The sequence below is a fragment of the Curvibacter cyanobacteriorum genome (genome assembly GCF_028649475.1).
In the GTDB taxonomy this organism is placed as follows: domain Bacteria; phylum Pseudomonadota; class Gammaproteobacteria; order Burkholderiales; family Burkholderiaceae_C; genus Curvibacter; species Curvibacter cyanobacteriorum.
On record NZ_JAQSIP010000003.1, the window covers coordinates 661,451 to 686,418 of the forward strand.

Here is a 24,968-nt window from a genome sequence, read left to right on the forward strand (position 1 = left end):
GGTGGCCTAGGGGGGCAGGGGGCGCGTCAGCGCAGCACCAGCACCGGGATGGTGGAGTGCGTCAGCACCTGCTGGGTTTCGCTGCCCAGCAGCAGGCGCTTGAGGCCTCGGCGACCGTGCGACGCCATGATGATCAGGTCACACTTGTGCTTCTTGGCGGCGGCCAGCAAAGCTTCGGCGATCAGGTCGGAGCGCACCACCACGGCCTTGGCCTTGAGGCCAGCGGCCACGGCCTCGGCCTTGACCGCGTCGACCACGGCCTGGCCATGGTCAGACCATTCCCTTTCGATGCGGCCCACTTCGTCGACGCTCAGCGGCACAGAGCCTTCAAAGTAACTCTGGGGGTAACGCGGCACCACCTTCACGGCGACCAGTTCAGACCCAGCCAAGCTGGCGAGCTCGATGCCGGTTTCGACGGCCTTGTGGGACAACTTGGAGCCATCGGTGGCCACCAGAATGCGCTTGTACATGTGGATCTCCTTGAATGTGTGAGCCTTCAGGTTAACGATCAGGGGGTTGTGGGCCTTGATCTGCATCAAGAGCCGGGCGCAGAATGAAGGTTAGGCTCTTCCCATGAATCCTGCACCTCCTCTGGCCATCCGTTCGGTCGACATGTCGGCACCGCTGCTCGGGCCCGAGCCCGAGTCGCTGTCTGGGGTGTCCGCCCGTTTGGCTTTGCTGGACGATCCGCAGGAATGGTCTTTCTTTGGTCAACCGGCTTCGGGCCAGGCCCTGACCGATTCAACGCCGCCTGACGAAGTGGGCCCCTGGGCCTCGCAGGTGGTGCTTGAGGGCATGCACTGCGCGGCCTGCGCGCTGACGATCGAGCAGGCACTGCGCTCCGTGCCCGGGGTGTCCGATGCCCAAGTCAATGCTGCCACCCGCCGTGCCCGCGTGGTGTGGCAACCGGGCCTGGTGCGCCCCTCCACCTGGATCTCGGCGGTCGAGGCGGCGGGCTACCATGCGCTGCCCGCGCGCGATGCCTTCAACGCCGAACTGCGTCAGCGTGAGCAGCGGCGCGCCCTGTGGCGCATGGGGGTGGCGGGCTTTTGCATGATGCAGGTCATGATGTACGCGTGGCCGGCCTATGTGTCGGGTCCTGGCGACCTGAGCGAGGACATGGCGCAGTTGCTGCGTTGGGCGTCCTGGGTGCTGACCCTGCCGGTGATGGTGTTTGCCTGCAGCCCTTTCTTTGCCAGTGCCTGGCGCGATGTGCGCCAGCGCCGCATCAGCATGGACCTGCCGGTCGCGCTGGGCATGGCCGTGACCTTTGTGGTGAGCACGGGCGCCACCTTTGACCCTGCGGGCGTGTTGGGGCACGAGGTCTACTTTGATTCCCTGACCATGTTCGTGTTCTTCCTGTTGACCGGGCGCTGGTTTGAATTGCGCCTGCGCGACCGCACGGCCGGGGCCCTGGAGGCCCTGATGAACCGCATGCCCGACAGCGTGGAGCGGCGCACGGCCCGTGGCGATTTCGAGCGCGTGGCGGTGCGCCGACTGGTCCTGGGGGATGTGGTGCGGGTCCTGCCCGGTGAGGGCTTTCCGGCCGACGGCCAGGTGATCGAGGGCCAGACCCAAGTCGACGAGGCCTTGCTCACTGGGGAGTCCAGTCCGGTCTGGCACGGTGTGGGCAGCCAGGTCACGGCCGGCAGCCACAACCTGACGGCCGCGGTGCTGATGTCGGTGCAGCGCCTTGGCGCCGAGACCCGCTTTGCTGAAATCGTCGCGTTGATGGAGCGCGCCTCGCTGGACAAGCCGCGTCTGGCCATCCTGGCCGACCGGTGGGCGCGGCCTTTTTTGGTGTCGGTGCTGGTGGCCGCGGCCTTGTCGGCGGCCTACTGGTGGTCGGTGGACCCGGGGCGCGCCTTGATGGTGGCGGTGGCGGTGCTGATCGTCACCTGCCCTTGCGCCCTTTCCCTGGCCACGCCGGCTGCCATGCTGGCCGCTGCGGGCGCCCTGGCCCGTCAGGGCGTGCTGGTGCGCAATCTGCAGGGTCTTGAGGCCTTGGCCGCGGTGGACCGCGTGGTGTTTGACAAGACCGGCACCCTGACCCGGGACGGCATGGCCGTCCAGGGCCTGCAACGGCGTGACGGCGTGAGTGCCGACGAGGTCTGGGCGGCGGCCCGGGCTTTGGCTGCGCATTCATTGCACCCGGTGTCGCGCGCGCTGCTGCAGGCGGCACCGGCGGTGCCGGAGCGGGTGCTGGCCGCGGTGCACGAGGTGCCGGGCCAGGGCTTGGAGGGCCTTTGGCAGGTGCCGGGTCAACCCGACCGCACCCTGCGCCTGGGGTCGGCGCGCTGGTGTGGCTTGGGTGACGCCTCGTCCCAGGCGGCGGCACAGGTTCACCTGGCGGAGGACGGCGTCTGGCTGGCCAGCTTTGAGTTGCAGGAGGACGTGCGGCCCGATGCGCAGGCCGCGATCCAGCAACTGCACGGCCTGGGCCTCCAGGTGAGCCTGTTGTCGGGGGATCGCCAGGCCGCGGCCCAGCGTGTGGCCTCGGCTTTGGGCATTGACGAAGCCTTGGGCGACTGCACCCCGGCCGACAAGCTCAAGCACCTGCGTGAGGCCCAGCAAGCGGGCCACCAGGTGGCCATGGTGGGTGACGGCCTCAACGACGGCCCGGTGCTTGCCGGGGCCCATGTGTCGTTTGCATTTGGCAACGCGGTGCCGCTGGCGCGCTCGCGTTCTGACCTGGTGGTGATGGGCGGGCAACTGGCCCGCATCCCCGAATCGATTGCGCTGGCGCGCCGCACCCTGAAGGTGGTGCGCCAAAACCTGATCTGGGCCGCGGGCTACAACGCCGTCTGCGTCCCGCTGGCGGTTGTGGGCTGGTTGCCCGCCTGGCTGGCGGGCCTGGGCATGGCCCTGAGTTCTTTGCTGGTGGTGCTCAATGCAGCCCGCCTGTCGTTGACCCACTTTTCGTCACGGAGCCTCTGATGGACGTCCTTTTCCTGTTGATTCCTTTGTCTGTCGGGCTCGTGCTGTTGATCCTGGGGGGGCTGTGGTGGTCCATCTACCACGGCCAGTTTGAGGGGGTCGAGCAGGAGGGGGAGCGCATTCTCAGGAACGATTGACGTGCGTCAATGCGTCGCTGTGCTTTCAATCTGACACTCGGATAGCAACTTAGAGGTAATCGATGAATTCATCCAATACACAAGCTGCCCTGTACAACGACACCGTCGTCAGGCAGTTCTCAATCATGGCGGTGGTGTGGGGGGTGGTCGGTATGTTGGTCGGCGTGGTCATCGCGTCCCAACTGGCTTGGCCCGAACTCAACTTTGGCATTCCATGGCTCAGCTACGGTCGCTTGCGTCCGCTGCACACAAATGCCGTGATCTTTGCCTTCGGTGGCTGTGCGCTGTTCGCGACCAGCTATTACGTGGTGCAGCGGACCTGCCAGACCCGGCTGTTCGCAGGGCCCCTGGCGGCCTTCACCTTCTGGGGTTGGCAGCTGGTGATTCTGGCGGCGGCGATCAGCCTGCCCCTGGGCTACACCACCGGCAAGGAATACGCCGAACTCGAATGGCCGATCGACATCCTGATCACCCTGGTCTGGGTCGCCTACGCCATCGTGTTCTTCGGCACCGTCGGTACCCGCAAGGTCAAGCACATCTATGTGGCCAACTGGTTCTACGGCGCCTTCATCCTGGCGGTCGCCATCCTGCACCTGGTCAACAGTGCTGAAGTGCCGGCCGGCATCATGAAGTCCTACTCGGCTTACGCCGGGGTGCAGGACGCCATGGTGCAGTGGTGGTATGGCCACAACGCGGTGGGCTTCTTCCTGACCGCAGGCTTCCTGGGCATGATGTACTACTTCATCCCCAAGCAAGCAGGTCGTCCGGTCTACTCGTACCGCCTGTCCATCGTCCACTTCTGGGCGCTGATCTTCACCTACATGTGGGCGGGTCCTCACCACCTGCACTACACCGCACTGCCGGACTGGACCCAGTCGGTCGGCATGGTGTTCTCGCTGATCCTGTTGGCCCCCAGCTGGGGCGGCATGATCAACGGCATCATGACCCTGTCGGGCGCCTGGCACAAGCTGCGTGACGACCCCGTGCTGCGCTTCCTGATTGTGTCGCTGTCGTTCTACGGCATGAGCACCTTCGAAGGCCCGATGATGTCGATCAAGACCGTCAACGCGCTGAGCCACTACACCGACTGGACCGTGGGCCACGTGCACTCGGGCGCCCTGGGCTGGGTGGGTCTGATCTCGATGGGCTCGCTCTACTACCTGATCCCGCGTCTGTTCGGCAAGAAGGCCATGTACTCGGTCAAGGCGATCGAAGTCCACTTCTGGACCGCCACCATCGGCATCGTGCTGTACATCGCTGCGATGTGGATTGCCGGTGTGATGCAAGGCCTGATGTGGCGTGCCATCAACCCCGACGGCACCCTGACCTACACCTTTGTTGAAAGTGTGAAGGCGACCTTCCCGTTCTATGTGATCCGTGTGGCGGGTGGCTTGCTGTACCTCGGCGGCATGATCGTCATGGCCTGGAACGTCTGGATGACGGCGATCTCGGGTCGCTCGGTGGACACCGCAGTGCCCGCTGTGACGGCCCACGCTTGAGGAGAGAAACCATGAGTCAACACAACAACACGCCCAGCACCTTCTCGCACGAGAAGATCGAAACCAGCAACTTCCTGATGATCGTCCTGATCTTGCTGGTGATCGCCGTGGGTGGCATGGTCGAAATCGTACCGCTGTTCTTCCAGAAGTCCACCACCGAGGCGGTAAAGGGCGTGCAGCCCTACACCGCTCTGCAACTGGTCGGCCGCGATGTCTACATCCGTGAAGGTTGCTACAACTGCCACTCGCAGATGATCCGCCCCTTCCGCGCTGAGACGCTGCGTTATGGCCACTACTCGGTGGCGGGTGAGTTTGTTTATGACCACCCCTTCCAGTGGGGCAGCAAGCGCACCGGTCCCGACCTGCACCGGGTGGGCGGCAAGTACAGCGATGAATGGCATCGCATCCACTTGAACAATCCGCGTGACGTGGTGCCTGAGTCCAACATGCCGGCTTACCCCTGGCTTGAGAAGACCGTGGTCGACCCGACCGTGGTGGCCCCCCGCATGAAGGCCCTGCGCACCGTGGGCGTGCCTTACACCGACGAGCAAATTGCTCAGGGCGGTGACGAAGTCAAGGGCAAGACCGAGCAAGACGCCCTGGTCGCCTACCTGCAATCCCTGGGCCGCGCGCTCAAGTAAGGAGTTGCGATGGACATCACCACCCTCCGCGTCGTGGCGACGTTGGCCTGCTTTGTGACCTTCATTGGCATCACGGTCTGGGCCTACTCGCGGCGCAACGCTGCAGGCTTCCAGGAAGCTGCTCAGCTTCCCTTTGAACAAGACTGAACACAGAACGAGAGAGCACCATGAGTGACTTCACAAGCAACTTCTGGTCGGTATACGTCACCGCCATCACGCTGGGAGGCATCATTGCCTGCCTGCTGCTGTTGTGGATCGCATCCCGCAAGAAGGTCGTCGCGACGACGGACAACACCACGGGTCACGTCTGGGACGGCGACCTGACTGAGATGAACAACCCGCTGCCCCTGTGGTGGGTGGGCCTGTTCATCATCACGGTGGTCTTTGGCCTCTGCTACCTGGCGTTCTACCCCGGCCTCGGCAACTTTGCCGGCAAGCTGGGTTGGTCCACCAGTGGCGAGTACGACAAGGAAATCGCCAAGGCCAACAAGGAACTTGAACCCCTCTACGCCCGCTTCACCAGCATGAAGGTGGAAGAGGTGGCCAAGGATCCGCAGGCCACGGCCATCGGTGAGCGCCTGTTCATGAACAACTGCGCTCAGTGCCACGGCTCCGATGCGCGCGGCAGCAAGGGTTTCCCGAACCTGACCGACGCGGATTGGCTGCACGGCGGCACGCCCGAGAAGATCACCGAAACGCTGACCGCAGGCCGCATGGGCAACATGCCGCCCATGGCCGCGGCGGTGGGCACGGCGGACGACGTGAAGAACGTGGCCAACTACGTGCTGAGCCTGTCGGGCAGCCCGCATGACTCGCTGCGTGCTTCGCTGGGCAAGGCCAAGTTCGGTGCTTGCGCTGCCTGCCACGGCGCCGATGGCAAGGGCAACCCGGCCCTCGGTTCGGCCAACCTGACCGATGACATCTGGCTGCATGGCTGGGGCGAAGCCGCCATCATCAACATCATCAACAATGGCAAGACCAACCAGATGCCGGCCCAGGCTGAGAAGCTGACCGCTGCACAGATCCACGTGCTGGCATCGTATGTGTGGGGCCTGTCGAACAACCAGGCGCCTGCCAAGGCTGCCCAGTAAGCCCTGAGTGGCACGCCGTCCGGACGCTGATTGACGTCCGGACGGTTTTTGCCTTTTTCAATCGCGTGTTTTTTGGCGTGACGCATTCAGCGGGGACAGCAGCTTGGAACCCTCATCGACAGAGACTCGGAAAGTCATTCCCATCACCCCCGTGGCCGACGATGAGCCGGACATGGTGTCGCTGTATGCCGCGCAACAGAAGATCCACCCGCGTTCGGTCAGCGGCTTTTTTTCGAAGTGGCGCTGGGCGCTGGTCATCTTCACGCAACTGATTTTTTATGGCCTGCCCTGGCTGGAGTGGGGGCAGCGCCAAGCGGTGTTGTTTGACCTCGAGGCCCGCCGCTTTTTCATTTTTGGCCTGGTGCTGTACCCGCAGGACTTCATTTACCTGACGGGCTTGCTGGTCATCTCCGCGCTGGCGCTGTTTTTGTTCACGGCCATCGCGGGGCGTTTGTGGTGCGGCTACGCCTGTCCGCAAACCGTCTACACCGAGATCTTCCTCTGGATCGAACACCACATCGAAGGTGACCGCCAGGCCCGCATGCGCCTGGACGCGGCTCCCCTGTCGATGGAGAAGCTGGTCAAGCGCAGTTTCAAGCACATCGTCTGGTTGACGGTGGCGGTGTGGACTGGCTTCACCTTTGTCGGCTATTTCTCGCCGGTGCGTGACCTGGGGCTGGCTTTCCTGCAAACCCGCATGGGGGGATGGGAGCTGTTCTGGGTCCTGTTTTATGGCTTTGCGACCTATGGCAACGCCGGCTTCATGCGCGAGCAGGTCTGCAAGTACATGTGCCCCTATGCACGCTTTCAGAGTGCGATGTTCGACAAGGACACCCTGATCGTCACCTACGACGAGGCCCGCGGTGACCCGCGGGGCTCGCGTTCGCGCAAGGCCGACCCCGCCCAATTGGGGCTGGGCTCCTGCGTCGACTGCAGCCTGTGTGTGCAGGTCTGCCCCACGGGCATCGACATCCGCAACGGTCTGCAGTACGAGTGCATCGGCTGTGGCGCCTGTGTCGATGTTTGCGACACCGTGATGGACAAGATGAACTACCCGCGCGGTCTGATCCGTTATTCCACCCAGAACGCAGTGACCCAGCAGTGGGGCCGCCCGCAGATCATCCAGCGCGTGTTCCGTCCGCGCACCCTGCTGTACGGCACGGTGCTGGTGCTGCTGACCGTCGGCATGCTGGCCAGCCTGGTGTTGCGCACGCCGCTCAAGGTGGACGTGGTGCGCGACCGGGCGGCCTTGTCGCGCATCGTGGCGGGTGGCAAACTCGAAAACGTGTACCGCCTGCAGGTCATGAACGCCACCGAAAAGACCCAGTCCTACCGCGTCACGGCCTCGGGTCTGGAGGGTTTGGAAGTGGTGTCCGAGCAGCAGTTCGAAGTCGGGCCGGCCGAGTCGCGCTGGGTGCCGGTGCGGCTGCAGATCGCCTACGGCTCAGCCTCCGAGGGCTCCCACCCGGTCTATTTTGGTGTGGCCGACCTGCAAGGTCAGGCCCATGTGTCTGAGAAGTCTGTTTTTCTCGTGCCCCGTTGAAGGAAGCAAGCATGAACTCCCCCCAAACCCAAGCCCTCAAGTCCTCGCCGGCGGCGCCGCGTCCCTGGTGGCGTTTTGGTCACGTCTGGCTGCTGATCTCAGGCCCTGCGATCGTCGTGGTGGCCGGTTTTGCCACCCTCTGGCTGGCCATCCGCACGCCCGATCCGGTGGTGGCCGACGACTACTACAAGCGCGGCATCGAGATCAATCGCACCCTGCCCGATGCCGCTCCCAAGGCCCTGCTGCCCGCCTTGCAGGGTCGCAACCACGCCGCCACGCCGTCTCAGGATATTCCCGAACCCAAGCGTTGAACGCTTAACTTTTGAGGCGTGCAGGACTAGGATGCGCTGACACAACAAGGAGAACCGCACCATGCTGAGTCAACGCCTCATGTGGATTGTCTGGCCCGCTTTTCTGGTGGCCGGTGTGTTGGAAATGCTGGTGTTTGCGGTGGTCGACCCCAGCGACCTGACCTGGCTGGGGCACCCTTTGAGCCTGTCGCGTCAAGGCGTGTACACCGTGGCCTTCTTTGCCTTCTGGGCCTGCGCCATGGTCTCCAGTGCGCTCACCACCTTGCTGGCCCGTTCCCCGTTTGAGGTCAACCGCTGCCCACTGCCCGTTCAGGGGCGGCCGGACGCCTGCCCCAAACAAGAAGCCACCTGTTCCTGATGGACCGCGGCCCGTGGGGCGTGGTGGGGGTGAACGGTCTTGCCGCCGCGGTCGCCGCAGTCTCGGCAGCACGGCGGCGCAGGGGATGCGGCTGAGCAGGCCAAGCCAGCCGTGGCGAGTGCCAGCAGCCCAGGCCCATGCACAGGCTGGCCGAGACCACCCAGGCGCTCAGCGCCAGCCACTAAACGGGGAGGGGAGGGCGCCTTGGGCGCCCAACCAAAGTCAGCCGCGCGGGCTGCTTCGGTGCTGCTTCACTGGCAGGTTTGCGAGTTGACGATGCGCTTGAGGGCATCGGTGTCGAGGATGCGCACATGGCGCTGCTTCACCTCGACGATGTTCTCGTCCACAAACTTCGAGAAGGTGCGGCTCACGGTCTCGAGCTTCAGGCCCAGGTAGCTGCCAATTTCTTCGCGCGTCATGCGCAGCACCAGCTCCGACTGCGAAAAACCACGTGCGTGCAGGCGCTGCACCAGGTTCAGCAAAAATGCCGCCAGGCGCTCTTCCGCGCGCATGCTGCCCAGCAGCAGCATGACCCCGTGCTCGCGCACGATTTCGCGGCTCATGATCTTGTGCACGTGGTGCTGCAGGGCGGTGACCTCGCGCGACAGTTCTTCGATGCGGTCAAAGGGCATCACGCAGACTTCGGCGTCCTCGAGGGCGACCGCGTCGCAGGTGTGGTGGTCCTGAACAATGCCGTCGAGACCGATGATCTCGCCCGCCATTTGGAAACCCGTCACCTGGTCGCGGCCGTCTTCGGTGGCGACGCAGGTTTTGAAGAAGCCAGTCCGGATCGCGTACAGCGAGGTGAACTTCTCACCGTTGCGGAACAGCGTGCCGCCGCGCTTGACCTTGCGGCGCACGGCGACCACCTCATCAATGCGTTCGAGTTCTTCGGGCTTGAGGCCCATGGGCATGCACAGCTCGCGCAGATTGCAGTTTGAGCAGGCAACTTTGATGGTTTGTGGGTTCATTCGCCGGAGAGAAGAGTCAAGGCCCGAGCTTAGCGCTTTTGCAGCTTCGGACGTTACAGGTGTATCAAACATGGCGCCTCCTGATGTGTCTCAAATTGTGAATGGCAGTTCGGGTTGGGCGCTTGATCCAGATCAAGTCCTGAATTTGGGGCACGGGCACAGTATGGTCATTAGAAGGAAAAATGCCAGATGAATGTCGTTTCGCCAGACCTGCTTCGTCGATTTGATGTGCCCGGGCCGCGTTACACCTCGTATCCTACGGCGGACCGCTTTGTTGAGGCTTACACCGAAGCAGACTACCGGCAGGCGCTGAACCAGCGCCGGGGTGGAGGTGCTGCGGCATTGGTGTTGCCCTTGTCGCTGTACGTGCACATTCCCTTCTGCGAGTCGCTGTGCTACTACTGCGCTTGCAACAAGATCATCACCAAGCACCCGGAGCGCGCCGACGAGTACCTGCGCTACCTGAGCCGTGAGATTGACCTCCATGTGCAGCAGATCGGCGCCGGTCAGGCCGTCAGCCAGTTGCACCTGGGCGGTGGCAGCCCCACTTTTCTGTCTGACGACCGCCTCAGCGAACTGATGGGCATCCTGCGGCGCAACTTTGCGCTGGCCCCGGGCGGCGAGTATTCGATCGAAGTCGATCCGCGCACGGTCACCACCGAACGCCTGGCCTTTCTGGCCCAGCTGGGTTTCAACCGCCTGAGCTTCGGTGTGCAGGACTTTGACCCCGCGGTTCAAAAGGCGGTGCACCGCGTGCAACCCGCCGAACAGGTGTTCAACCTGGTCGCCGAGGCGCGTCGCCTGGGCTTTGAGTCGATCAATGTCGACCTGATCTACGGCCTGCCACGCCAAACCCCCGAGTCCTTCGACCGCACCCTGGCCCAGGTGGCCGAGCTGCGGCCGGACCGCATCGCGCTGTACGCCTACGCCCATTTGCCGGAGCGCTTCAAGCCCCAGCGTCGCATCGTCTCGGCTGAACTGCCGGGCGCCGCGGCCAAGGTGTCGATGCTGTCGCGCTCACTGACGGCCTTCATGGGGGCGGGCTATGTCTATGTGGGCATGGACCATTTTGCGCTGCCCAATGATTCGCTCGCGGTGGCCAAGCGCCAGGGGCGCCTGCACCGCAACTTCCAGGGCTACAGCACGCAACCCGACTGCGACCTGATCGGCCTGGGGGTGTCGGCCATTGGCCGCGTGGGGGCCACCTACAGCCAGAACGCCAAGACGCTCGAGGACTACTACGACTACCTCAACCAGGGGCGCTTGCCCGTGGTGCGGGGCTTGGCCTTGTCGCGCGACGACCTGGTGCGCCGGGCCGTGATCATGGCCCTGATGTGCCAGGGCCATGTGCTGTACGAGTCCATTGACCTGGCCTGGCTGATCGACTTCCGCACCTACTTTGCCAATGAGATGGCCCTGCTGGCCGACCTGGAGCGTGACGGCCTGGTGACCCTGGACGACACCGGCATTGAGGTCACGCCCAATGGCTGGTTCTTCATCCGCGCCGTGGCCATGGTGTTCGACCGCTATTTGCAGGCCGATCGCACCCGGGCCCGTTTTTCGCGCATCATCTGAGTCGGGTCGACCGGCTGCCGCTGGGGCCCGCAAGGAGTGGCTTTGAGTTCTTTGGCCTGGACCGGTTTGTTGATGGGCCTCGCAGGGGGGCCGCACTGCTTGGCCATGTGCGGCGCCGCCTGCGCCGCCCTGGCCCGGGGTGGGGCTGGCGCGGCCGCGTCGGCTTCGGCCTTGGCCGCCCGCCAGGCCCTGGCGACGACGGGCCGGGCCTCGATTCCGATCCAGCCGCTGCCGGTGGCCGCCGCGGCACCGGGACAAGCAACGGCCTCTGACACCCCATCGGCCTCCCCGTGGCCCAGTCGCCGTGACGCGCTCTTTCAAGTGGGACGCCTGTTGGGCTACTCGCTGACGGGGGCTGCGGCGGCGCTGGCGGTCGACAGCCTGGCCTGGCTCAGTGCCCAGACGGTCCTGCTGCGGCCGGTGTGGACCTTGTTCCATGTGATGGTGCTGGTGTGGGGCGGGGTGCTGTTGGTCAACGCCCAGCAACCGCTGTGGGTGCAGGGGGCGGCGCGCTCGGTGTGGCAGCACGTGCAAGGGCTGACCCGTCGCCAGAGTGGTGTTTTTGCAACAGGTATGCTGTGGACTTTGATGCCTTGTGGCCTGTTGTACTCCGCCTTGTTGGTCGCGGGCTTGTCTGGCAGTGTGCTCGACGGTGCCGGGGTGATGGCTTCTTTTGCCTTGGGCAGCAGCGTGTCCTTGCTCCTGGGGCCGTGGCTGTGGCGCGGACTGCAGCGGCATGTCAACGCCTGGCGCCAAGACTGGGGCTCGCGCGCCGCGGGTTTGCTGCTGTGTGGCCTGGCCGGCTGGGCCTTGTGGATGGACATGGCGCACCGCATCGCGGACTGGTGCCGCTGATCTTTTTTGCCACAACGAATACCCATTCGTTCTGGATTTATCACCGCAGCCGGCTTTATTAGACGTAAAAGTTGTAGCTAATTGACGCCATAATGGGATTTGACCCTGTGGATTCGGTCAGGTTCTTATGGAAGCAAGTCAAACCAAGCTCATTGATATTCAACAGTTGCGCAAAGGCATGTTTGTGCAGCTTGAGCTCGGCTGGATGGACCACCCCTTCCCGGTGGGCAGCTTCAAGATCAGTTCGGACGAGCAACTGCAAACCGTGCGCGCGCTGGGCCTGAGCCAGATCCGCTATGTACCGTCGCGCAGCGATGTGCAGGTCGAGGACACCCCCGCGACGGCTTCTGCCACCGCCGAACCGTCTCCCGCTCCGGTGGCCGCCGCCCCGGTCGAAGCCCTGAGCCCGGCCGAACTGGCGCGGCGCAAGCGCCAGGCCGACCGCCTGGCCCAGGAGCGCAGCCTGGAGGTGTGCGAGCGCCGCTTTTTTGAGGCCACCCGCCAGTACCGCAAGGTCGGCGAGCAGGTGCGCAGCAGCCCGGCCCAAGCCCGGGCGCAGAGCGAAGAGCTGGTCGATGGTTGCGTCAGCGAGCTGCTGGCGAACGGCGAGTCGGTGATCCGCCTGCTGACCGAGGTGTCGGGTGACCGCAGCGCCACCCACCCCATCAATGTGATGATCATCTCGCTCCTGCTGGGCCGCTCGCTGGGCCTGGGCGAGGAGGAGCTCAAGGAACTCGGTCTGGTGGCCATGCTGCACGACCTGGGCAAGCTGGAGCTGCCCGAGCGCGTGCGTGCCTTTGACGACCAGTTTTCCTCGGCGGAATACCGCATGTACCAGGAGCACGTTGAGCAAAGCGTGCAGGTCGCCCAGCGCATGGGGCTGTCGCCCGCGGTGCAAAAAGGCATTGCCCAGCACCATGAGATGGCCGACGGCAGTGGTTTCCCGATGCGCCACAAGGTGGACCGCCTCGAGACCTACGGCAAGATCGTCTCCTTGGTCAACCGCTACGACAACCTGTGCAACCCAGCCCGCATGGCGATCGCACTGACGCCGCACGAGGCTTTGTCGGTGATCTTTGCGCAGATGAAGGCGCGTTTCGACGCCACCGTGCTCGGCGCCTTCATCCGCATGATGGGGGTCTACCCGCCAGGCTCGGTGGTGCAGTTGGTCAACGACCGCTTTGCCCTGGTGGTGTCGGTCAATTCGTCGCGCCCGCTGCGTCCCCGCATCCTGGTGCACGACCCGCAGGTGCCCCGCTCGGAGGCCCTGGTGCTGGACCTCGAGCACACGCCCGATCTGGGCATCAAGCGCAGCTTGAAGGCGTCCCAGTTGCCCAAGGCCGCGCTCGATTACCTGTCGCCGCGCCAGCGCATTTGCTATTTCTTTGAGCGCGCGGTGGAGGCGCCAGTGGCGACAGGGGTCGAGCCGTGAGCGCCCAGCCCCCAGTCCCATCCTTGGATGGTCTGCTGGAGGCGGTCTGGCTGGTGGAGGCGGAAGGCCTGACGGTCTGCGCGGTCAACGCGGCGGCCTGTCAGCTCATGGGCGGTGTGCCCGCAGCCAGCCTGTTGGGTCACCTGGTCACCGACTGGGCGGTCTCACCCGAAGACATGGTGTTCTGGTCGGGGGTGGCCGGCGGAGCGCCGGACGGCCTGTGGTCGCAAAGCCTGATCCGCCGCCCGGATGGCGAGGTGCTGTCGGTGGAGCGCCGTATCAGCCCCACCACGCTGGCCGATGGCCGGGCTGCCTTTTTGGTGGCGGTGCTGGACCGCAGCCGTGAGCAGCAGGCGGCCAATGAACTGGAACAACTGGTGGCCGAGCTGCGCGCCACGCTGGATTCAACCGCTGACGGCATCCTGGTCTGCAGCCTGCGCGGTGATGTGCGCGCTTTCAACCGGCGTTTTGCCCAGATCTGGGACCTGCCCGACACCCTGCAAACCCGCCGGGACGACACTGCCTTGCACGCCCACCTGGCGCACAGCGTGGTCGACACCGGGGCCTACCAGGCCCGGCTGGAGGTGTTGACCGGCATGCCCGAGATGCAGGGCACCGACACCTTGCTGCTGCGCAACGGGCGCGTGCTGGAGCGCGTCAGCATCCCCCAGCTGAGCCGGGGGCGGCCCGTGGGGCGCGTGTATTCCTTCCGCGATGTGACCGACCAGATGGCGGCCGAGGCCGGCCTCAAGCTCGCCGCCAAGGTGTTCGAATGCAGCCTGGACGCGGCCTTCATTGCCTCCGCCGACGAGTTGCTGGTGGCCGTCAACCCGGCCTGCGAGCGGCTGGCCCAGCAAGCCGCGGGGCGCCTGCTGGGGCGGGTGGCGGGCAGCTTGTTCACCGACCCGCACAACGACCAGTTGCTGGACACCATCCGGGCCCATTGGCGCCGCCACGGCTTTTGGGAGGGCGAGGTCTGGTTGCGCCGCGAAGACGGCGAAGCCTGTCCGGTGCAACTGTCCTGGGTGGTGCTGCGCGACGAGCAAGACCAGGTGCGCCAGAGCATTGGCTTCTTCCGCGACCTCACCGAGCAACGCGCCGCGCGCCACCGCATCGAGCAATTGGCCTACAGCGATGTGCTCACCGGCCTGCCCAACCGCTTGCTGTTGTCGCAGCGGGTGGACTTTGCCTTGCAGATGGCGCGCCGCCAGGCCACCAGTTTCGCCATCCTGTTTCTGGACCTGGACCGCTTCAAGAACATCAACGACTCGCTCGGCCACCAGTTTGGTGACCGCGTGTTGGTGCAGGTGGCTGGGCGCATCCGCTCCTGCCTGCGCGACGTCGACACCCTGTGCCGTCTGGGGGGGGACGAGTTTGTGGTCTACCTGCATGGGGTCGACGCCGAGGGCGCCGAGCTGGTGGTGGGGCGCATCCTGCAAGAGCTGACGCGTCCTTTCTTGCAGGACGACATGAACTTCAGCATCGGTTGCAGCATCGGGGTGGCCATGTACCCGCAGGACGGCAGCACGCTGGACGAACTGATCAAGCAGGCCGACACCGCCATGTACGAGGTCAAGGCCACCGGGCGCGGGCATTTCCGCTTCTACCGGCCGCAGATGAACGTCGATGTGCTGTCGCGCATGAAGCTCGAAACCGCCATGCGCCAGGCCCTGGAGCAAGGCAAGTTCCGCCTGCATTACCAGCCTCAGCTCAACCTGCTGAGCGGCCGCCTGATCGGCGCCGAGGCGCTGATCCGCTGGATCGACGAGGAGCGCGGTCCGGTCTCGCCAGGCCAGTTCATTCCCTTGGCCGAGGAGTCGGGCTTCATCGTCCAGATTGGCGCTTGGGTGCTGGCCGAGGCGGTGCGTCAGGCGGTGTGTTGGCAGCAGGCGGGCACGCCAATGCTGGTGTCGGTCAACGTGTCGGCGCTGCAGTTCCGCCAGCCTGATTTTGTGCAGCGCGTGGCGCAGACGCTCAGCGAGGCGGGCCTGCCCGCCGAGCTGCTCGAACTGGAGCTGACCGAGTCAATCCTTGTGCAGGACGCCGACGAGGTGTTGCAGCGCCTGCAGGCGCTGTCCAGCCTGGGCGTGCACCTGGCGATCGATGACTTTGGTACCGGTTATTCCAGCCTAGCCTACCTGAAGAAGTTCCCCATCGACAAGCTCAAGATCGATCAGTCCTTTGTGCGGGGTCTGCCCGAGGACGAGAGCGACACGGCCATCGTGGTCGCCATGATCAGCATGGCCCGCGCGCTCAAGCTGTCGGTGATCGCTGAGGGCGTGGAGACCGAAGCCCAGCGCGCCACCCTGCAGCGCCTGGGCTGCGACGAGTACCAGGGCTTTTTGTGCTCACCGGGCGTGCCGCCCGACAAGTTCGCGCATTTCCTGCAAGCCTTGCGTTGAGGCCGTGGCACGCGGTGGCCACGCCCCATGGTGCGGGGCGGGCCGGGGCACCCGGAGCCCCCGGTTTCAGCTGCTCAGGCCTTTCCACAGCATGTAGCTCGCCAGCAAGTAGAGCGTGCAGGCGAACACGCGCTTGAGCTTCTTCACCGGCAGTTGGTGGGCCGCCTTGGCCCCCAGGGGCGCGGTCAGCACGCTGCAGGCCGCGATCACCCCAAGCGCCGGCAGCCAGATGTAGCCCAGCGAGGCTGGGGGCAACTGGGCCACCGACTGGCCCGCCAGCGCATAGCCCACCACGTTGGCCACCGCGATCGGGAAGCCCAGGGCCGCCGACGTGGCCACCGCGTTGTGGATCGCCACGTTGCACCAGGTCATGAAGGGCACGCTGATGAAGCCCCCGCCGGCGCCAACCAGACCCGACAGGAAACCGATCACGCCACCCGCCAGCCACTGGCCGCCGGTGCCGGGCATCTGGCGGCTGGGGGCCGGCTTCTTGTCGAGGAACATCTGGGTCGCCGAGAAGCCCACGAACAGGCCAAAGAAGATGGCCAGGTAGCTGCCCTTGAGCAAGGCAAACACCCCCAGGCTGGCGATGGCCCCGCCCAGCACGATGCCCGGTGCCAGGCCCCGGACCAGGTCCCAGCGCACGGCGCCGCGGCGGTGGTGGGCGCGCACGCTGGAGATCGAGGTGAACATGATGGTCGCCATCGATGTGGCGATGGCCATCTTCACGCTGAGGTCCGCAGCCACGCCTTGCTTGCTGAGGATGAAGGTGATGAAGGGCACCATCAGCATGCCGCCCCCAATGCCCAGCAGGCCCGCCAAGAAGCCAGAACCCAGGCCCAGCAGGGCGAGTTCCACGATCAACAAAGGGTCCAGCAACATGGGGGCTTTCGGGAGGGGGTGAGAAGGGTGTCTTTGGCCGACAAGGGACAGGTGCATCTGCTTTGGGGGCGGCGCCCAAGGCGCGATCCGGTCCCCAGGGCCTGCCCAAAATTCTAGTTCAGTTGTTCTCTGCCAGCCCGGCCTCAGGCGCACCTGCGCGACGCCTGCCTCGTCGGTTCAGTCCTGCTGAGGGGGGGCAGGGCGCTGGACCATCGCTTGTCGAGGCGCGTCAACCGAGTCGCTTCAATATTTAAAAGTCTGACACTTCCAGTTGTGAAATATCATTGCCGAGCGCAGCGAACCCGCATCGCTATATCACATCAGGAGCAGTGTTCATCATGAGCCGAATTGAGCTGGATCAAGTAAAGGTGTCGACCCGATTGAGTTTGGGCTTTGGCTTGTTGTTGGTTTGCTTGGTGGCAGTGGGGGGCATCGCCCTCTACAAGTTCTCAACTTTGGCCGGCAAGCTGGATGAGTTGATCTCCAACCGCCTGGTCAAGGTCACCCAGTTCACCGAGTTGAAGGACAACTTCCAATCGGTGGCGCGCATCACCCGCACCGTGGCCTTGATCGAGGACGTGAAGCAGGCGCAAGAGCAGGCTGACAAGATCCAGCCCCTGCGGGCCCGCAGCGTCGAGTTGATTGGGCAGTTGAGCAAGACCCTGACGGTGCCCAAGAGCGTGGAACTGCTCAAGGTCATTCAGGACAACCGCCAGGCGTACGACGCGGACATCGACGCCGCCCTGCGCCTGGGGCTGACGGGCAAGCCGGAAGACGCCAAGGCGGCCACCGACATCCTGCTCCTCAAAGTGCCCGCGCGGCAAGATCTGATTTTCAAGGCCCTGGACGACTCGGTGGCCGTGCAGCGCGAATTGGCGCAGCAGGCGGGTGCCCAGGCCTCGGAGGCGGTGGCTTCGGGGCGTGTGCTGGTGCTGGGCCTGGTGGCGGCCGCGATCCTGGCTGGCGTGTTGGCGGCGTACCTGATCGTGCGCAACCTGACGCGTGCGCTGGGGGCGGAGCCGTACGAGGTTTCGCGTGCCGTGGCCCGTGTGGCCGATGGCGATCTGAGTCAAACGGTGGCTCTGCGTCCCGGTGACACGGACAGCGTGATGGCCGCGGTGCAGCGCATGCAGGCCAGCTTGGCCCAGGTGGTCAGCACGGTGCGCCAAGGCAGCGAGGCGGTGGCCTCGGCCAGTGCCCAGATCGCCTCGGGCAACCGCGACCTGTCCGGCCGCACCGAAGAGCAGGCCAGTGCCCTCGAGCAAACGGCCGCCTCCATGGAGGAGTTGGGCTCGACCGTGACCCACAACGCGGACAACGCCCGCCAGGCCAACCAGTTGGCGCAAGCCGCGTCCGGGGTTGCCAGTCAGGGGGGCGCGGTGGTGGCCGAGGTGGTCGACACCATGAAGGAGATCAACGACAGCTCGCGCAAGATCGCCGACATCATTGGCGTCATCGACGGCATTGCCTTCCAGACCAACATCCTTGCCTTGAACGCCGCGGTCGAAGCCGCCCGCGCGGGCGAGCAGGGCCGCGGCTTTGCCGTGGTGGCCGGCGAGGTGCGCACGCTGGCCGGGCGCAGCGCCGAGGCCTCGAAGGAAATCCGGCGCCTGATCCAGGCCAGCGTCGAGCGCGTCGAGTCCGGTTCGGTCCTGGTCGACCGTGCGGGCGCCACCATGAGCGAGGTGGTGGGCAGCATCCAGCGGGTCAGCGACATCATGGGCGAGATCTCGGCCGGCACCTCGGAGCAGGCCCAGGGTGTGACCCAGATTGGCGAAGCCGTCACCCAGATGGACCAAACCACGCAACAAAACGCGGCACTGGTCGAAGAAATGTCCGCGGCAGCGGACAGCCTGCGGGTGCAGGCCGATGACCTGGTGCGCGCGGTGGCGGTGTTCAAGCTGGCCCCGGGCATGGGGGCAGCAAGCCCTCGTTCCGCACCAGCCCCTCGCCGTCAGGCGGTGGCCGCCCCTGCCGTCAAGTCGCCCGCGTTGAAGTCGGCTGCGGCGCCGGCGTTGGCGCCTGCGGCCTCTGGCCGCCCCGCGGCGCCGGTCAAGGCGGCCGCGCTGCCGCCGGCCAGCAAGTCACCAGTGCCGGCGCGCGAGGACGATTGGGAAAGCTTCTGAGCTCGACCACTGGCGGGGCGGCGGGTCGACCCAGACCCGACGGCTCAGCCGGACTGGCCAAACAAAAAAGCCACCGCTGTGCGGTGGCTTTTTGCTTGGGCGGGGTCTGTGGTGTCCCAGGACTGGGGCCACGGCGCTCAGCCCGGAGGGAGCTGAAGCGCGGAAGAGGTGTCTGCGAATACCACCGGACCGGCATCCTGAACCGGGGGTTCAGGTGGGCAAGGGCAGACTGGCGTTGGGTTCATCTGACGCGAGACGATCACGCTCACCAGCCGATGTACCAAGCCCGGGCTCAAAGAGCATTGGTTCAAGGAAATATAAAGCCCGGCGCGTACCGCAGACGGTGCCTATTGTAGGCCTGAGTCAGGCCCTTGGCGGCTTCGCGGCCGCCGAGCGGCTTGTTTTTAGGGGCTTTGCCGGCGGGGCTTGTCAAACGGGCCCAGTTCGGCTGGGGTGGGGCAGCGAATCAAGCTGCCAGTGCCCGCACGGCGCTGGCTCGCGTGCCTGGACAGTGAGGCCGAACCCGGCCCGGCGCCGCGTCAGATCAGGTGACCGTCTTCGCCCAGGGCTGCATCGAGCTGGGCCATGAGCAGGCTCAGCCGGGCCTGGCGCGCGTCGGACAAGGGCCCGTGCTCGACCAAGGGGGTGGCCGGGCGGGCCGCCTGGGCTTCCTGGGCTTGACGCGCCAGGGCCTGCGCTTGCAGTTCGGCGGTCTCGCGGTCGGCCAGCTCAAAGGCAAAGTTCAAGGCCGCCAGCACCGCGATGCGGTCGCGGGCGCGCACTTTGCCCGCGTCGCGGATCTTGCACATGGCGGTGTCGAGCCGCTCCACCGCGTCCAGCAGACGCGACTCCCGACCTTCCGGGCAGGCCAGCAGATAGCTCTGCTGCATGATCTGAACTTCGACTTGTTTCATGGCCTCAGGCGGCGTCGGTCGGCGGCGGAGGGAGGCGTTCCAGCAAGGCCTCGACCCGCGAACGGGCCGCATTCAAGCGGGATTTGAGGCTGTCACGCTCTCGCGACAAGGCGGCCACTTGCTCGGTCAGCAGGCGATTGGTGCGCTGCAGCTCTTCGTGACGCAGCAGCAGCCGCTCAACTCGATCGGCGATCTGGTCAATGGGGTGCGGTACTGCGTTGGACATACAGCCCATCATTGTAGGCCGAGCGTCAGTGATTGGTTTTAAAATGGCGGCGTTGGTGCTCGCGGTGTGGTTCGCATGCCGCAGTTCAACGGGAAGCAGGAACGGGCTCGCCACCGGCGAAATCACCCGAAACCTGCGCTGCCCCCGCAACGGTCAAGCAGACGGGTCGCGCCGCGACTCTGCCTTTTTCACAACAGCCACTGGATGCCCTGAACACGCATCTGGGAAGGCGAGAAAGGTTGGTCTGCCAGCCCGGATACCGGCCAACAAGGTGGTGAACTGCCGCGCGTGTCCCCGGATGCCCGCCAGGTTTGCCGAAACGTCCAATGCTGGCGGGGATGCCGGCGCGGACCAACCTGCTTTGTTTGTTTTCCATGAAGAACTCCCCTGTTCGCGCACGCGCTTTGGCGTCTTGCGGCGCTGCCCGTCTGGCCCTGTTGCCCCTGGCCTTGACCGCTCTCACCGCCCCCGCATTGGCCCAGACGGCCTCGTCTGCACCGGTCTTGCTGGCCGCGCTCAACCCGCTCAAGGAGACCGTCATCACGGCCACCCGCACCGAGCAACCGCTGATGGACTTGGTGGCCGATGTGTCCATCATCGACCGCGAGACCATCGAGAGCAGCGGCTTGGGGGCCTTGGCCGATGTGCTGGCGCGCCTGCCGGGCGTTGAAATCTCGCGCAATGGTGGCCCTGGTTCGACCACCAGTGTGTTCCTGCGCGGCGCCGAGTCGCGTTTCACCGCGGTTTACATCGACGGCGCCCGGGTGGACTCGCAGTCCACCGGCGGGGCTCCCTGGGAGTCGATCCCGCTGGGCCTGATCGATCGCATCGAAGTGCTGCGCGGTCCGGCGGGCGCGGTGTACGGCTCGGATGCCATCGGTGGCGTGGTGCAGATCTTCACCAAGAAGGGAGAGGGCGCGCCTCAAGCCAGCGTCGGTGTGGGCGTGGGCAGCCTGCGCAGCACCCATGCCGAAGCCAGCCTCAGCGGCAGCACCGGCGTCGTGGACTACGCGGTTGGCGTGCAGAACAAGACCAGCCTGGGCTTCAATGCCCGAACGCTGGCCACCGCCAACCCGGACCGTGACGGCTACCGCAACAACGCCGGCTATGCCCGCGTCGGAGCCCAGCTCAACCGCGACCAGCGCATCGAGGCCACGCTGCTGGGCAGCAACATGAACTCGGGTTACGACGCCAGCCTGCGTGCCGATGACCGCAACATGCACCGCCTCTATGCCGCGGGCCTGAACTGGATGGCGCGCTGGAGCGACCGCTACAGCACCCGCCTGAGCGTCAACGAGTCGGCCGACACCTACACCACCCAGCCCTCGGTCTACCAGACCAAGACGCGCCTGCGCGGCTACCTGCTGCAAAACGACTGGAAGCTGGACCTTGGCTCGGTGTCCGCAGCCCTCGAACGCAAAGAGGACACGCTGGTCAACAACCCCATCAACCGCAGCCGCTCGCAAGACGCCCTGGCCCTGGGCTACGGCCTGCGCCTGCGTGAGCACACGCTGCAACTCAATGTGCGCCACGACCGCGACAGCGAATTCGGCGCCCACAACACCGGCAGCGTGGCCTATGGTTACGCGCTGACCCCCGCCTGGCGGGCCACGGCTTCGGCGGGCACGGCCTTCCGCGCGCCGACGCTGTACCAACGCTTCAGCGAATACGGCCTGGCGGGTCTGCAACCCGAGACCAGCCGCAACCTCGAGGCCGGCCTGCGCTACCAGCAAGGCAGCAGCCTGTTTGGCGTGGTGGTGTACCGCAACAAGGTCAGCAACCTGATCAGCTTTGGCGGCGCGGGCACCTGCGCCTCGGCCTTTGGCTGCTATGCCAACACCGGCCGGGCCCAGTACTCGGGCGCCACCTTCACGGGTGAACAGCGGCTGGGCAGCGTGCTGCTGCGTGGCTCGCTCGACGTGCAAGACCCGAAGGACCTGACCACCAACAAGCAGCTGGCCCGCCGCGCGCGCCAGCACGGCCTGCTGGGCGCCGAAACCCGCTACGGTCAGTGGCTGCTGGGTGCCGAGGCCCAATGGTCGGGCCGCCGCTACGACAACGCGGCCAACACCGTCACCCTGGGCGGCTACACGCTGTTCAACCTGCGGGCCAGCACCGAGATCGCACCCGACTGGAAGTTGCTGGCGCGGGTCGACAACCTGGCCGACAAGGCCTACCAACTGGCCAACACCTACGCCAATCCGGGGCGCCAGCTCTACGTGGGGCTGCTGTGGTCGCCGCGCCGATGAGCGCTGCATCGGGCTTTTGCCCGGTGGTGCTGGTCGCCGCCCCGGCCTCGGGCCAGGGCAAGACCACCGTGGCCTCGGCGCTGGTGCGGCTGCACCAGCGCGCGGGGCGACGGGTGCGGGCCTTCAAGTGCGGGCCTGATTTTCTCGACCCGTTCTGGCTCAGCCTGGCCAGCGGGGCGCCGGTGCATTCGCTCGACCTGTGGATGAATGGCGAGGCCGACTGCGCCCAGCGCCTGCAACAGGCCGCGCTCAGCTCGGACCTGGTGGTGGTCGAGGGCGTGATGGGCTTGTTCGACGGTCAGCCCAGTGCCGCCGACCTGGCACGGCGCTTTGGCCTGCCCGTGCTGGCGGTCATCGATGCGTCGGCCATGGCGGGGACTTTCGGGGCCCTGGCCTTCGGCCTGCAGCATTACCAACCCGACCTGCCCTGGTTGGGCGTGCTGGCCAACCGCGTGGGCAGCGAACGCCATGCGCAGATGCTGCGCGATGGCCTGCGTGAGCCCGGCCGCTGGCTGGGGGCGCTGCCCCGCGATGCGGCCTGGAGCCTGCCCGAGCGGCACCTGGGCCTGGTGTCCGCCCACGAGCTGCCCGACGCCCTGGCCCGCCTCGATGCGGCCGCCGATGCGCTGGCGGCGACCCCGCTGGGCCAGCGCGACCTGGCCGATGCCGCCCAGTGGCCGCGCTGGGCCGGGCCGGGCGATGTGCCGGCCCAGGCGCCCGTCCCGCCCCGGTTGGCCGGGCGGCGCATTGCGGTGGCACGCGACGCGGCCTTCTGCTTCATCTACCCGTCCAACCTGGACACGCTGCGCGCCCTCGGCGCGGAGCTGCACTTTTTTTCACCACTTCAAGGTGAGCCCGTGCCCGAGGCCGACGCGCTGTGGTTGCCCGGCGGTTACCCCGAGCTGCATGCCCCTGCCTTGAGCGCCGCGTCGGCCCTGCGCGCCAGCCTGCACGCCCATGTGGCGGCCGGGCGCCCGGTGTGGGCCGAGTGCGGTGGCATGATGGCGCTGTTCGACGAACTGGTCACCGTGGACGGCCAGGTCCATGCGGGCTGGGGCCTATTGCCGGGCCGGGTGCAGATGCAAAAGCGCCTGGCCGCGTTGGGCCCGCAGCAGTGGGACACGGGGGCTGGCGTGCTGCGCGGTCACACCTTCCATTACTCGCGTTGCGAGACGGCGCTGCACCCCATCGGGCGCAGCCAGCGACCCAGCCAGGCCGGGCCGACCCACGAGGGCGAGGCCATCTATGCGCTGGGGCCGGTGAAAGCCAGTTACTTCCATGCCTGGTTTGCCTCGGCCCCTGAGGCCGTGGCGCGTTTGTTTTTACCGACGGAGGCCGCATGAGCCGGGCCCTGCATGAATTCATCCTCGGCGGTCAGAAGAGCGGCAAGTCGGCCCGCGCCGAGACCCTGGCCCGCGACTGGTTGCAGACCCCGCAACGCCAGGCCTGGCTGATCGCCACGGCCCAGCCCTGGGACGACGAGATGCAGGCCCGCATCGCCCGCCACCAGCACGACCGGGCCCTGCGCGTGCCGGGCCTGCAAACCCACGAGGAGCCGCGTCGCCTGGCCGAGGCGCTGCGCCGTTTCAGCCAGCCCGACACCCTGGTGCTGGTGGACTGCCTGACCCTGTGGCTGACCAACTGGCTGATGCCCGCGCCGGGCCAGCAGGCCCAGGACGCCCCGGTGGCTGAGTTGTTGCTGGCGCTGAACCAGGCGCGCGGCCCGGTGGTGCTGGTGGGCAATGAGATCGGTCTGGGCGTCATCCCCATGGGGCGCGAGGTGCGTCAGTTTGTGGACGCACTGGGTCGCCTCAACCAGCAGGTGGCCGCGGCCTGTGGCCGGGTCACCCTGATGGCGGCGGGCCTGCCCCTGACCCTCAAAGCGGAGGCCCCGTCCCCATGAACCCTCTCACCCTTTTGCTGAGCCGACCGGTGAGCCGCTGCGCGGTGGCGCTGGGCCTGGCCTGGGCGGCTTGGACCGGCCCGGCGGCGGCGGCCTACGAGGTGCAGGACGACCGCGGTCAATCGGTGCGCTTTGAGGCGCCCCCACAACGCATCATCAGCCTGCTGCCCTCGCTCACCGAGTCGGTGTGCGAGATGGGCGCCTGCCCGCGCCTGGTGGGGGTTGACCGCTATTCGACCTGGCCGGTCAGCGTGCGCGCCTTGCCGCACCTGGGCGGGCTGGACGACGCCAATGTCGAGGGCATCGTGGCCTTGCGGCCCGATGTCGTGTTGCTGGCCAAGTCGGCCCGGGTCACACCGCGGCTTGAGCAACTGGGCCTCAAGGTGCTGGCACTGGAGCCCAAGACCCACGCCGACGTGCAGCGCGTGCTGCACAAGATCGGGCAGGTGCTGCAGGTGCCCGAGGCCCAGGGCGCCGCGCGCATCTGGCGCGTGATCGACGCCGAGGTGTCGGCCGCTGCGCAGTCGCTGCCGGCCCGCGTGCGCCAGACCCGCGTCTACTACGAGGTGAACCGCGCCCCTTACGCGGCCGGTGAATCGTCCTTCATCGGTGAAACACTGACCCGCCTGGGCGCGCGCAACGTGGTGCCCGCCTCGCTGGGTCCGTTCCCCAAGCTCAACCCTGAGTTCGTGGTGCGCGCCAACCCCGACCTCATCATGATCGGCGACCGCAACTTCGAGGGCCTGAGCCAGCGCCCCGGCTGGGAGCGCATCCGTGCGGTGCGCGAGAACCGCATTTGCCGCTTCGCCCCGGAGCAATCCGATGTGCTGGTGCGGCCCGGCCCGCGCATGGGCGAAGCCGCCCGCCTGATGGCGCGCTGCCTGCAGGAGATGGCCCCTTGAGCGCGCCGGCCTGG

23 protein-coding genes and 1 riboswitch are annotated in these 24,968 nt (G+C 66.2%); of the genes, 18 read left to right on the forward strand and 5 right to left on the reverse strand.

The features are described 5' to 3' along the window. Window positions 1-26 precede the first annotated feature (26 nt). On the reverse strand, window positions 27-470 hold the full coding sequence (locus PSQ40_RS09450) for a universal stress protein (RefSeq protein ID WP_273951109.1): 444 nt from the start codon (window positions 468-470) through the stop codon (window positions 27-29). 103 nt (window positions 471-573) lie between these two features. On the opposite strand from PSQ40_RS09450, the gene PSQ40_RS09455 reads away from it, so the two are divergent. The 9 genes from PSQ40_RS09455 to PSQ40_RS09495 all read left to right on the forward strand — a co-directional run bounded on the left by PSQ40_RS09455 (window position 574) and on the right by PSQ40_RS09495 (window position 8,517). Further along, on the forward strand, window positions 574-2,937 hold the full coding sequence (locus PSQ40_RS09455) for a heavy metal translocating P-type ATPase (protein WP_409338568.1): 2,364 nt from the start codon (window positions 574-576) through the stop codon (window positions 2,935-2,937). Continuing rightward, on the forward strand, window positions 2,937-3,074 hold the full coding sequence (gene ccoS, locus PSQ40_RS09460) for a cbb3-type cytochrome oxidase assembly protein CcoS (protein ID WP_273951110.1): 138 nt from the start codon (window positions 2,937-2,939) through the stop codon (window positions 3,072-3,074). The genes PSQ40_RS09455 and ccoS overlap by 1 nt, the downstream gene beginning before the upstream one ends. A 62-nt stretch (window positions 3,075-3,136) precedes the next feature. Continuing rightward, entirely contained in the window at window positions 3,137-4,573 is a 1,437-nt protein-coding gene (gene ccoN, locus PSQ40_RS09465; RefSeq protein ID WP_273951111.1) for a cytochrome-c oxidase, cbb3-type subunit I, read from the forward strand. An 11-nt stretch (window positions 4,574-4,584) separates the two neighbouring features. After that, window positions 4,585-5,214, forward strand: a complete 630-nt coding sequence (gene ccoO, locus PSQ40_RS09470) for a cytochrome-c oxidase, cbb3-type subunit II (protein ID WP_273951112.1) — start codon at window positions 4,585-4,587, stop codon at window positions 5,212-5,214. A 9-nt stretch (window positions 5,215-5,223) separates the two neighbouring features. Next, the gene (locus tag PSQ40_RS09475; RefSeq protein WP_273951113.1) at window positions 5,224-5,361 is read left to right on the forward strand and encodes a cbb3-type cytochrome oxidase subunit 3; all 138 of its coding nucleotides are present in this window, start codon (window positions 5,224-5,226) and stop codon (window positions 5,359-5,361) included. A gap of 20 nt (window positions 5,362-5,381) precedes the next feature. Beyond that, window positions 5,382-6,305 (forward strand): cytochrome-c oxidase, cbb3-type subunit III, encoded by a 924-nt coding sequence (gene ccoP, locus PSQ40_RS09480; protein ID WP_273951114.1) that lies wholly within the window; start codon window positions 5,382-5,384, stop codon window positions 6,303-6,305. A 103-nt stretch (window positions 6,306-6,408) separates the two neighbouring features. Then, entirely contained in the window at window positions 6,409-7,848 is a 1,440-nt protein-coding gene (gene ccoG / locus PSQ40_RS09485) for a cytochrome c oxidase accessory protein CcoG (protein WP_273951115.1), read from the forward strand. Window positions 7,849-7,859: 11 nt separating this feature from the next. Next, window positions 7,860-8,159 carry a FixH family protein gene (locus PSQ40_RS09490; RefSeq protein WP_273951116.1) on the forward strand — a complete coding sequence of 100 codons (300 nt, stop codon included), beginning with the start codon at window positions 7,860-7,862 and terminating at the stop codon, window positions 8,157-8,159. 61 nt (window positions 8,160-8,220) lie between these two features. After that, on the forward strand, window positions 8,221-8,517 hold the full coding sequence (locus PSQ40_RS09495; RefSeq protein ID WP_273951117.1) for a hypothetical protein: 297 nt from the start codon (window positions 8,221-8,223) through the stop codon (window positions 8,515-8,517). A 251-nt stretch (window positions 8,518-8,768) separates the two neighbouring features. Here the strand turns inward: PSQ40_RS09495 and fnr are convergent, their stop codons facing one another. Continuing rightward, the gene (gene fnr / locus PSQ40_RS09500; protein ID WP_273951118.1) at window positions 8,769-9,488 is read right to left on the reverse strand and encodes a fumarate/nitrate reduction transcriptional regulator Fnr; all 720 of its coding nucleotides are present in this window, start codon (window positions 9,486-9,488) and stop codon (window positions 8,769-8,771) included. Window positions 9,489-9,677: 189 nt separating this feature from the next. Between fnr and hemN the strand changes: the two genes are divergently transcribed. The 4 genes from hemN (at window position 9,678) to PSQ40_RS09520 (ending at window position 15,752) form a co-directional block, all read left to right on the forward strand. Then, window positions 9,678-11,063, forward strand: coding sequence for an oxygen-independent coproporphyrinogen III oxidase (hemN, locus tag PSQ40_RS09505; protein WP_273951119.1), 1,386 nt, complete (start codon window positions 9,678-9,680; stop codon window positions 11,061-11,063). A gap of 36 nt (window positions 11,064-11,099) precedes the next feature. Continuing rightward, the gene (locus PSQ40_RS09510; RefSeq protein ID WP_337961824.1) at window positions 11,100-11,918 is read left to right on the forward strand and encodes a sulfite exporter TauE/SafE family protein; all 819 of its coding nucleotides are present in this window, start codon (window positions 11,100-11,102) and stop codon (window positions 11,916-11,918) included. A gap of 127 nt (window positions 11,919-12,045) precedes the next feature. Further along, entirely contained in the window at window positions 12,046-13,350 is a 1,305-nt protein-coding gene (locus tag PSQ40_RS09515) for an HD-GYP domain-containing protein (RefSeq protein WP_273951121.1), read from the forward strand. Continuing rightward, the gene (locus PSQ40_RS09520) at window positions 13,347-15,752 is read left to right on the forward strand and encodes a sensor domain-containing protein (RefSeq protein WP_273951122.1); all 2,406 of its coding nucleotides are present in this window, start codon (window positions 13,347-13,349) and stop codon (window positions 15,750-15,752) included. The genes PSQ40_RS09515 and PSQ40_RS09520 overlap by 4 nt, the downstream gene beginning before the upstream one ends. A gap of 66 nt (window positions 15,753-15,818) precedes the next feature. Here the strand turns inward: PSQ40_RS09520 and PSQ40_RS09525 are convergent, their stop codons facing one another. After that, window positions 15,819-16,634, reverse strand: coding sequence for a sulfite exporter TauE/SafE family protein (locus tag PSQ40_RS09525; protein WP_273951123.1), 816 nt, complete (start codon window positions 16,632-16,634; stop codon window positions 15,819-15,821). Window positions 16,635-16,972: 338 nt separating this feature from the next. Here PSQ40_RS09525 and PSQ40_RS09530 point away from each other — a divergent pair, with 338 nt between their 5' ends. Next, the gene (locus PSQ40_RS09530) at window positions 16,973-18,760 is read left to right on the forward strand and encodes a methyl-accepting chemotaxis protein (RefSeq protein WP_273951124.1); all 1,788 of its coding nucleotides are present in this window, start codon (window positions 16,973-16,975) and stop codon (window positions 18,758-18,760) included. A 539-nt stretch (window positions 18,761-19,299) separates the two neighbouring features. Here PSQ40_RS09530 and PSQ40_RS09535 read toward each other — a convergent pair. Beyond that, window positions 19,300-19,674 (reverse strand): cell division protein ZapA, encoded by a 375-nt coding sequence (locus tag PSQ40_RS09535; RefSeq protein ID WP_273951125.1) that lies wholly within the window; start codon window positions 19,672-19,674, stop codon window positions 19,300-19,302. Between the two features lie 4 nt (window positions 19,675-19,678). Then, a complete protein-coding gene (locus PSQ40_RS09540) occupies window positions 19,679-19,900 on the reverse strand; it encodes a cell division protein ZapB (RefSeq protein ID WP_273951126.1) in 222 nt (73 codons plus the stop codon). 36 nt (window positions 19,901-19,936) lie between these two features. Beyond that, window positions 19,937-20,182: riboswitch (cobalamin riboswitch) on the forward strand. Between the two features lie 92 nt (window positions 20,183-20,274). On the opposite strand from PSQ40_RS09540, the gene PSQ40_RS09545 reads away from it, so the two are divergent. From PSQ40_RS09545 to PSQ40_RS09560, 4 genes are read left to right on the forward strand one after another with little or no spacing between them, the layout of a single operon-like run. Then, window positions 20,275-22,149, forward strand: a complete 1,875-nt coding sequence (locus PSQ40_RS09545) for a TonB-dependent receptor domain-containing protein (protein ID WP_273951127.1) — start codon at window positions 20,275-20,277, stop codon at window positions 22,147-22,149. Then, window positions 22,146-23,492 (forward strand): cobyrinate a,c-diamide synthase, encoded by a 1,347-nt coding sequence (locus PSQ40_RS09550; protein WP_273951128.1) that lies wholly within the window; start codon window positions 22,146-22,148, stop codon window positions 23,490-23,492. The genes PSQ40_RS09545 and PSQ40_RS09550 overlap by 4 nt, the downstream gene beginning before the upstream one ends. Beyond that, complete coding sequence (gene cobU / locus PSQ40_RS09555; protein ID WP_273951129.1) at window positions 23,489-24,052, forward strand: bifunctional adenosylcobinamide kinase/adenosylcobinamide-phosphate guanylyltransferase; 564 nt, start codon at window positions 23,489-23,491, stop codon at window positions 24,050-24,052. The genes PSQ40_RS09550 and cobU overlap by 4 nt, the downstream gene beginning before the upstream one ends. Then, window positions 24,049-24,954 (forward strand): ABC transporter substrate-binding protein, encoded by a 906-nt coding sequence (locus tag PSQ40_RS09560; protein WP_273951130.1) that lies wholly within the window; start codon window positions 24,049-24,051, stop codon window positions 24,952-24,954. The genes cobU and PSQ40_RS09560 overlap by 4 nt, the downstream gene beginning before the upstream one ends. Window positions 24,955-24,968: the final 14 nt, after the last annotated feature.

What these genes read in the sequence shown, in the direction of transcription:
- PSQ40_RS09450 (WP_273951109.1), bottom strand. Translation starts at nt 470, where the DNA reads ATGTACAAGCGCATTCTGGTGGCCACCGATGGCTCCAAGTTGTCCCAC.
- PSQ40_RS09455 (WP_409338568.1), top strand. Translation starts at nt 574, where the DNA reads ATGAATCCTGCACCTCCTCTGGCCATCCGTTCGGTCGACATGTCGGCA.
- ccoS (WP_273951110.1), top strand. Translation starts at nt 2,937, where the DNA reads ATGGACGTCCTTTTCCTGTTGATTCCTTTGTCTGTCGGGCTCGTGCTG.
- ccoN (WP_273951111.1), top strand. Translation starts at nt 3,137, where the DNA reads ATGAATTCATCCAATACACAAGCTGCCCTGTACAACGACACCGTCGTC.
- ccoO (WP_273951112.1), top strand. Translation starts at nt 4,585, where the DNA reads ATGAGTCAACACAACAACACGCCCAGCACCTTCTCGCACGAGAAGATC.
- PSQ40_RS09475 (WP_273951113.1), top strand. Translation starts at nt 5,224, where the DNA reads ATGGACATCACCACCCTCCGCGTCGTGGCGACGTTGGCCTGCTTTGTG.
- ccoP (WP_273951114.1), top strand. Translation starts at nt 5,382, where the DNA reads ATGAGTGACTTCACAAGCAACTTCTGGTCGGTATACGTCACCGCCATC.
- PSQ40_RS09490 (WP_273951116.1), top strand. Translation starts at nt 7,860, where the DNA reads ATGAACTCCCCCCAAACCCAAGCCCTCAAGTCCTCGCCGGCGGCGCCG.
- PSQ40_RS09495 (WP_273951117.1), top strand. Translation starts at nt 8,221, where the DNA reads ATGCTGAGTCAACGCCTCATGTGGATTGTCTGGCCCGCTTTTCTGGTG.
- fnr (WP_273951118.1), bottom strand. Translation starts at nt 9,488, where the DNA reads ATGAACCCACAAACCATCAAAGTTGCCTGCTCAAACTGCAATCTGCGC.
- hemN (WP_273951119.1), top strand. Translation starts at nt 9,678, where the DNA reads ATGAATGTCGTTTCGCCAGACCTGCTTCGTCGATTTGATGTGCCCGGG.
- PSQ40_RS09515 (WP_273951121.1), top strand. Translation starts at nt 12,046, where the DNA reads ATGGAAGCAAGTCAAACCAAGCTCATTGATATTCAACAGTTGCGCAAA.
- PSQ40_RS09525 (WP_273951123.1), bottom strand. Translation starts at nt 16,634, where the DNA reads ATGTTGCTGGACCCTTTGTTGATCGTGGAACTCGCCCTGCTGGGCCTG.
- PSQ40_RS09530 (WP_273951124.1), top strand. Translation starts at nt 16,973, where the DNA reads ATGAGCCGAATTGAGCTGGATCAAGTAAAGGTGTCGACCCGATTGAGT.
- PSQ40_RS09535 (WP_273951125.1), bottom strand. Translation starts at nt 19,674, where the DNA reads ATGAAACAAGTCGAAGTTCAGATCATGCAGCAGAGCTATCTGCTGGCC.
- PSQ40_RS09540 (WP_273951126.1), bottom strand. Translation starts at nt 19,900, where the DNA reads ATGTCCAACGCAGTACCGCACCCCATTGACCAGATCGCCGATCGAGTT.
- PSQ40_RS09545 (WP_273951127.1), top strand. Translation starts at nt 20,275, where the DNA reads ATGAAGAACTCCCCTGTTCGCGCACGCGCTTTGGCGTCTTGCGGCGCT.
- PSQ40_RS09550 (WP_273951128.1), top strand. Translation starts at nt 22,146, where the DNA reads ATGAGCGCTGCATCGGGCTTTTGCCCGGTGGTGCTGGTCGCCGCCCCG.
- cobU (WP_273951129.1), top strand. Translation starts at nt 23,489, where the DNA reads ATGAGCCGGGCCCTGCATGAATTCATCCTCGGCGGTCAGAAGAGCGGC.
- PSQ40_RS09560 (WP_273951130.1), top strand. Translation starts at nt 24,049, where the DNA reads ATGAACCCTCTCACCCTTTTGCTGAGCCGACCGGTGAGCCGCTGCGCG.